The organism is Aurantimonas aggregata (assembly GCF_010500835.1).
GTDB lineage: Bacteria > Pseudomonadota > Alphaproteobacteria > Rhizobiales > Rhizobiaceae > Aurantimonas > Aurantimonas aggregata.
In genome coordinates this window covers 151,199-158,438 of the sequence record NZ_JAAAMJ010000008.1, presented here as the reverse complement: position 1 = coordinate 158,438, position 7,240 = coordinate 151,199, and the positions used below count along the sequence as shown (strand labels likewise).

Sequence of the window (7,240 nt, the reverse complement as noted above, 5' to 3'; positions counted from 1 at the left end):
CGGGTCCGTTGAAATCGGAACGAAGCGGGATCGCTGAAGCCATGGCAAACCTCCGTTTGCCTCCATCGATTCAGACTTCGCCCGCCTTGGGAACCCCTACAGAGTCAGCTATCGCGCACGTTGGTATCAGACCATCATTACGATCGCGTGCAACGTCAATGGTCGGAGTACGGCGGTCGGCCAGACGCTGGCGGAACGATGCGATGTTGAGCTTCTCGTCGAAGCGCTCGGCCTCGACGACGAGGGCTGCGAGCTTGTCGGTGTCCGGCGCGTCCATATCGAGGATCTCGTTGCTTGCTTCGCGGAGCAGGCGATCGCAATCGACGACGACCCGGACGTCGGCACGGTGCCGCGTCATGGCAACATAGGTCTCGCGTGCGTCGGTGCGCGATCCGACATGAAACACCGCCGCTGCGGCCGTCCTACCCTGCACCGAATAGACCGTGCCTGCATAGGCGTGGGTGATCCGCGGCAGCGGCCGAACGGAGGTGCCGCGCTGTGGCGGCGCGTAATCGCTCCAGCGTAGGGCGACGGTCCTGCCGTCCTCGAGCTCTACATGGACGATGGGATCGGCAGCATCGCCTTCGCTGTCGATGGCGACCACGGTCCCCCGCGTGCCGTTGCGGATGCCGAGCGCCTTCAAATTGGCACCAAAGCGGATGCGGTCTCCCGTTGCGAGAGCCAAAGCCACGGCATTGTTGCGGCGATCGATCGCCCGAACATGAATGTCGGAAGCTGCAAGCGTCCCGGCTTGCCGAAGCGTCTGGCGAGCAAGGTGGTTGAGGAGAGCAGCGTCGCGGTTGGACCGGGTGACGATGACAACGTCGTCCTGATGCGCTTCGCGAAGATCGGTCCAGTGGCGGATCGTCTCGGACAGCGCCGTCACCTGATCCTTAGCGAACTGAATGGCGCCATGATCATGGTAAGCGCTGAACGCCTCGTCAAACCGGCCTTCGCTCATCGCGATGGAGGCGGAACGCTGCCAAGCGTGGTGCTGGCGCCGAATGACCGTCAGCGTCTCGACATGCCGCAACTCCTCGGCGATGAGAGCCAGGGGGTTGCCTTGCGAAACCGCCTCAAGCTGCCGGCGATCGCCGAAGGCGATGACCTTCGCGCCTGCGGCCGCCGCCGCGGTGAGAACCGCGGCCATGTCGAGCGTGCCCAGCATGCCCGCCTCGTCGAGGAGAATGACCGTACGGGAGTCGAGCGGAGGAAGCTCCTGCATGCCCCTCATCGTCGCGCCACCCTGAGCCTGCCGATCATACCGCCATTTGGCTACGGCCTGAGCCGGCACGCCAATCGACCTGGACAGCTCGTCGGCGGCAAGCCAGGTCGGCGCGAGCCCGACCACCTTGAGGCCGGAACGATCGGCAGCGGCTTTGATCGCGCTGGCAAGCGTTGTCTTGCCGGTTCCGGCGCCTGCTTCGATCAGCGACACACCGTGCCGGCTTGCGGCGCCCAAGACCGCCGCTCGCTGCTCCTCGGAAAGATGGCTGGCCTCCTCGATAGCATCGTGGATGGCATCGGCCTTGAAGAACTCGCGCTCGTCGGCCCGATTGCAGGCCTTCAGCATTGCGGCCTCGCGCTCCATCAGGTGCTCGGTCGTCCACGCGGCACTGCGGCCGTCCTGAAGCATCAACAGCGAACCGTCCGCCTGCAAGGCCTTGAGCTCCGCCTCGACGGCTGCGATCCCTATGCCTTCGCGGCTGGCTTCGATGAGTGACTGGCGCAGCACTTCGCGCCGATCGATGACGCTCTGGTGCGACAGGAGGGAGGAGGCGCCGCGCGCTGTCGGGCCTGAGCCCTCCACGGGGATTGGGTCGAGCTGCGGACCGTCGCCTCTGGCCGGGTCTACGCCATCTCGGCCGTTTCTATCGCCGCGGTGATCCGTCGGAGTTCGCTGCCGGGCGAGGTCCCGCCCTCGAGCTGCCTCCAGCGCCTGCTCCCACAACTGTTCCCGCGCCTGCCCGAACTCCTCATGCCAGCGTGCCTCGAGCTCGGCATCGGTTGGAAGCATCTCCTTTAACTGCCTCGTGCTGAGCGCAGCCAGCTGCTTCCGGACTCCCGACGCGGTCTCTCGGTCGCCGACGATGGCTTCGATCTCGCGGGAGCGTTTGGAGAAGGTCTCAATCAGGTCCTCACCGACGCCGACGATCTCGATCTGATCGCGACCGGCGGGCCTCAAGACGAATCCCCTCTCGACAAGCATTCGGGACAGCTCGGCGCGGTAGGCAGCGCCAATCGTCTTCGTCCATTTGAACATCGCGTCCGGCTCGAGCGTCCGCCAACGGCCATCGGCGGATCCAGCGACATTCATCAGGACACAATGAGTGTGGATGTTCGGATCGCCGGCGCGCGATGTCGTATGGGCAAAGCGGCCGACGATGATGTCGGTGGGTGCCTCGCGTATCGTCCCGCCGGCGCCGAGCCGCACTTCGAGAAGTGCCTGGCGTTCGACAAAGGAAAGGGCCGCTTCGACGGCTTTGCCTTGCAGCTCTTCGATCGCAGCACGCTGGACGTCGCTTCCGGCGGCCCAGAGCAGGGAGACTGACTTGGGCGCAGAGAACGTCACGTCCCAGCCGGCGCGATGGCGCTCGCCGGAGCCGCGAACAATTCCTTTGCCTGAACGCGGGTGTACGCCGGCGCAGAGATCGCGAAAGCTCTCCTTGTCGATGGGGGCCGCGTGCGTCACGACGCTGCTACCTGTCGACCACCACACGCCGCCGCCATCGGCGAGGTAGTACTCATCACGGTTGCGCGGACGAGCCTCACGATTGGGATCGCTGACGTAGTAAAGGCCTGCGTCGCGACCGGCGCCAAGCGCATGAAACGTAGCAGTCATCAGGATTGCCCGGCGTTCTGGAGCTTCGGTGCGAGCGACGTCTCGGCCCAAGCCGGGATGAGGTCGATCGCCGTCTTCAACACCGGGACAGGAAACTCGCCGTAGAGCTCGCCTTCGGTGCGGGGCGCATGTCCCTGGATGAAATCGCGGATCTCGGGACTCATGCCGACGCGCCGTGCCACCGTCTTGAAACGGTGGCGGAAGCCATGGTTCGGCGCGACGGTCGGATCGGCGACACCCAGCTCGCGGATCCAGGCCGCAAGGTTCTCGCCCATCTTCTTGTAGGGCGTCAGGGCAGCTCCGGTTGATTTGCCACGGGCGGTGAAGAACAGCGTCGAGCGCTGGCAGCCTTGCGCGAACTCGACGAAGCCCTGTTCGACGAGATGATCATGCAAAGGAACAACCCGGACCTTGTAGTTCTTCACACTACCGGCTTCCGGCGTGATGGTCAGGCTCCATACGCCGTCGATCATCGACACGTCTTCCTTCCGCAATTGCGTCAGCTCGTTGACACGTGCCCCGGTGTAGAGCGCCAACCAGGGAACCCAGCGTCTCGCGTCGATGTGGCAGGGCGCGAGCTTCTGCGGCGGCGTCTGGAAGGTTCCGTTGAGGACGAGCTGGACTTCCTGGTCGGTCAACCCGGGCCCACGGAGGGTCCGACGCTTCGGCACCCGGACGTTGAAGGCTTCGATCGGGTTGGCCGCCAGCTTCCGCTCGCCGACATAGTAGCGGAAGAGCGCCTTGGCCGAGGCGAGATATACGTCCTTGATCGTGCGCTGCGCCTTGCCCTCGGAGCGAAGCCATTCGATCCAGTCGGCGATATGAGTCTCGGTGATCCGCGCAAGGTCGTTGATGCCGCTGTGCGCGGTCAGCGTCCGGAGGGCCGGCAACCAGCGCTTTTTGGTGGCAGCCGATAAGCCCACAATCTGCGCATACGCTTCGAAGGCGGCCTCCAAAATTAGGGCCGGCTTCGCGGCAGAGGAATTGCGGTATTTTGCTTCTGCAGAACCCGCGGCGTAGTCGTTGTCGAGAACCCGTGCGGCACGGATGGGCAGTGCTTCACCAATCGCCTTCGCGATCCGGAGATCGACCGCGCCCCGCATCTCTGGGTCGATCCTGATCCCTCGCATACCAAAATAATCGGTGATCTCTTGACCACAGAGACGATTGAACTCCCTGCCAGCGCCAGGATCATCAGGACTCTCGATGAACTGGCTGACGACTGGGCCTAGGGCATCATCCCAGAACGGCGACCAACGGCCGCCTTCGATCTCCTTGCAGTAGGTGTCGAAGAAGTCTGCACTGTAGGCGTTCATTTGCTCGTAGGTCGGGCGGACGAGCCCCTGCCGCAGGTTCGTCCACCGCTCGACAAGGTCGGCCATCGCTCTCGAGAAGCGAACTCGTGCTTCGCCGACATCCTTCGTCCGCAGCGACTGCTTCTCGACAGCATGCCCAAGGAGGCTGACAAGGTCGTTCGGCACACGAACCCGCAGATAGTAGACGCCGCTCTTCGGATGCTTCCAGGGACGAGCCATTCGCAACACCATGTGTACCACCATTGTGTACCACGCGGCGATTGCGAAACCCTTACACTTTAGGGCGTAACTTGAATTCAATGACTTAGAGGATAACTGGCGGAGAGGGGGGGATTCGAACCCCCGATACGGTTGCCCGTATGCCGCATTTCGAGTGCGGTGCATTCGACCACTCTGCCACCTCTCCGGCCGTCCGCCCGCGTCGTCCGGGCGGCATCGTGTCTTCGGAAGCGGGACCGGTGCGGCCAGGGCCGCCCGCATCCGCCGCCGAACTGCCAAGGCATGGTCGGCGCTGTCAGCGCGCCGGTCTCTTAGCAAAGGCGCGCGGTTCGGCACAAGCGAAAAGGCGCGATCGTTCGTCTCCGCGCCGGCATGGCGGGCGCTGGGAGCAAGAAAACCCCTGAGACCCGAAGGAATCGACCGGATCGCTGCCTCGACCACGCGCCCGTATCGTCGTGCCGGTATCCCGCCTTCAGATCCGTGGTCGCGGTCGCGGTCATGGTCCCTCCCGTCCCGAGCGTCGAACGGCCTGGCTGAGGCCTGACCGGACGATGGCATTCGGCCCCGCGGACGGATCGGCGGGCCGTTACAGGCGGGGCTTGGCCACCCTGAGATGATCGGGCAGCAGCCCGCTTGCCTCCGCCGACCGGCGCAACGAGTTCAGGAGGCGCCGCAGGGAGCACCGCAAGCAGCGCGGCGCAACCGCCGGGCGAGCTGACGGCGAGCACCGGTGGCGATTGACGCGTGCCGCGCGGCGCCGGCCTATGGCGCTGACGGCGCCAGAAGCGACGGCAGTTCCGGCCAGCAGACGGCGGGTTCGCTGGGTGCCAGCAGATCAAGCAGCGCGGCGAGCAGCATCCAGGCCGCCGCGTCGTGCTGGAGGTGGTGGGTGAGAAAGCCGATCGGCTCTCTCGCCGGGCCGGCGGCGATGCGCAACGCGATCTCCCGGGCGAGGCCCGAATCGGCCTCTTCCGCCGTCAGCCCCCGCTTTGCCCGCCAGTCGATGATGTCGAGATGGGTGTTCACCTGGCGCGGGGCGCCGCCGCCGGCGGGGCCGAACACCGACAGGACCGGCAGGCCGAGCCCCGGCAGCGCGGCGCGACATGCGGCGCCGATCCGGTTCCAGGGTGGCACGAAGACCGGCAGGAAGCGCTCGGGGAACAGGTCGGCGAGCGCCAGGCGGCCACGGGCGATCTCCGACCGCATCACCGCGGTCGGCCGATGGTCGCCGAATTCGGCGCGTTTCTCGCCGGATGGCGCATGGTTCGCGTGGCAAAACCCGTGCTGCAGGAGGACGATGTCCGCCTCGCCGGCGAGCCTGTCGGTGAGCGCGCGCCCGCTGCCGGCCGGGATCGCCGCCAGCGCCAGCGGCACTTGCGCGGCGCGGCGCAGCGCCAGCAGCCGGTCCAGCGCGGCGCCAGGCGCCTGGACGTCGTCGTCCCGCCACCAGAGATCGAGCCGGCAGCCGGCGTCCCGCGCGGCATCGAGCCCGGCGGCGGCCAGCGGAAACAGCGCCCGGCTCACGCGGCCTGGCGCTCGGCGGCGCGCCGCAACAGCGCCGCGACGTGGTCGATTCCGGGCTCCGGCGAAAACGCGGCGCGCACCCGCGCCTCACCGGCTTCGGCGAGCGCCGCGGCCAGAGCCGGCTCGTCCATCAGCCGGGCGATGGCGGCCGAGAGCGCGGCGGGATCGCGGGACTCGACGAGCAGCCCGGTGACGCCGTCCTCGACCAGTTCGGGGATCGCCGAGATGCGTGTCGAGACGACCGGCAGGCGGTGCGCCTGCGCTTCCATCAGCACGTTGGGCATGCCGTCGCGGTCGCCGGAGCGGGCGATGCGCGAGGGCAGGACGAAAAGATCGGCGCCGGCCAGCAGCTTGAAGACATATTGCCGTTCGCGCGAGCCATGCCAGCTGATGCGCTCCCCGATCCCGGCGCGCGCCGCCTGCGCCTTCAGCCTGTCGGTCAGCGGCCCGCCCCCGACATGGTCGAGGCGCCAATCGCGATCCTTCAGCTGGCCGAGCGCCCGTACGAGGTCGGAAAACCCCTTCTTCTCGACGGTCCGCCCGATCGTCACGATGCGGAACGGCCCCTGCCGCTCGTACGGCGACGGCGGCCGGACTTCGGAGAGGTCGAGGCCGTGATAGACGAGTTCGACGCGTTCGGGGTCCGCGGCCAGCCCTTGCAGATGGTCGAGATTGACCTTCGTGCAGGTGACGCCGAAAGCGGCGGAGGCCAGCTTCTCGCGCAGTTCCCAATCCGGGCTCGTCCAGATGTCCTTGGCATGCGCCGAGAACGACCAGCCGACGCCGAGGATCGCCGCGACATAGCGGGCGACGGAAGCCGGCGTGTGGAGATAATGCGTGTGGATCCAGCCAACGTCGTCCGGCAGTTCGCGGGCAAGGACGCAGGCTTGGCCAAAGCGGCGATAGCGGTTCGCCGTCCTGTCGCGGGCGAGATCCGCCTCGAAGGCCTGCCGCGCGGCGGCGTAGCCCGGCTGGCGCGCGGCGAAGTCGCGGCCGGCGCGCACCCGCTGCGGATCGTCCTTCAGATATTCCGGCAGATACAGGATCTCGGCCCGGATCCGGCGATGCACCGGATGCAGCTGCCCTTCCGCCGGCTGCCGCAGCGAGACGATCAGCTGCTCGATGCCGCGGGCCTCGAGCCCGGCGATCTCCTGCGCGATGAAGGTCTCCGACAGGCGCGGGTAACCTTTCACGAGGGTCGCGATGCGCCCTTTGACGGGAAGCGCCCGATCATCCAATGCCTGCGTCTCCGGTTCGGTCCACGCGTCCCTTGAGCGACGCGGGAACACGCCGGGAGGCGCCGGCATCTAGGCGAATTGCCGCGCGCGCCGCAAGTCGC

The 7,240-nt window shown here is 66.8% G+C and carries 4 protein-coding genes and 1 tRNA gene; all 5 read right to left on the bottom strand.

What is annotated here, in order from left to right; translation table 11 throughout:
* Positions 1-70 precede the first annotated feature (70 nt).
* On the bottom strand, positions 71-2,842 hold the full coding sequence (gene mobF / locus GTW51_RS12655) for a MobF family relaxase (RefSeq protein WP_163044292.1): 2,772 nt from the start codon (positions 2,840-2,842) through the stop codon (positions 71-73).
* Entirely contained in the window at positions 2,842-4,389 is a 1,548-nt protein-coding gene (locus GTW51_RS12650) for a DUF6538 domain-containing protein (RefSeq protein ID WP_163044291.1), read from the bottom strand. Before GTW51_RS12650 ends, mobF begins: the two co-directional genes overlap by 1 nt.
* 85 nt (positions 4,390-4,474) lie before the next feature.
* Positions 4,475-4,564, bottom strand: a tRNA-Ser gene (locus GTW51_RS12645).
* A gap of 575 nt (positions 4,565-5,139) precedes the next feature.
* On the bottom strand, positions 5,140-5,901 hold the full coding sequence (locus tag GTW51_RS12640; RefSeq protein WP_163044290.1) for a polysaccharide deacetylase family protein: 762 nt from the start codon (positions 5,899-5,901) through the stop codon (positions 5,140-5,142).
* Complete coding sequence (locus GTW51_RS12635; RefSeq protein WP_246233050.1) at positions 5,898-7,139, bottom strand: glycosyltransferase; 1,242 nt, start codon at positions 7,137-7,139, stop codon at positions 5,898-5,900. The genes GTW51_RS12640 and GTW51_RS12635 overlap by 4 nt, the downstream gene beginning before the upstream one ends.
* Between the last annotated feature and the right edge of the window lie 101 nt (positions 7,140-7,240).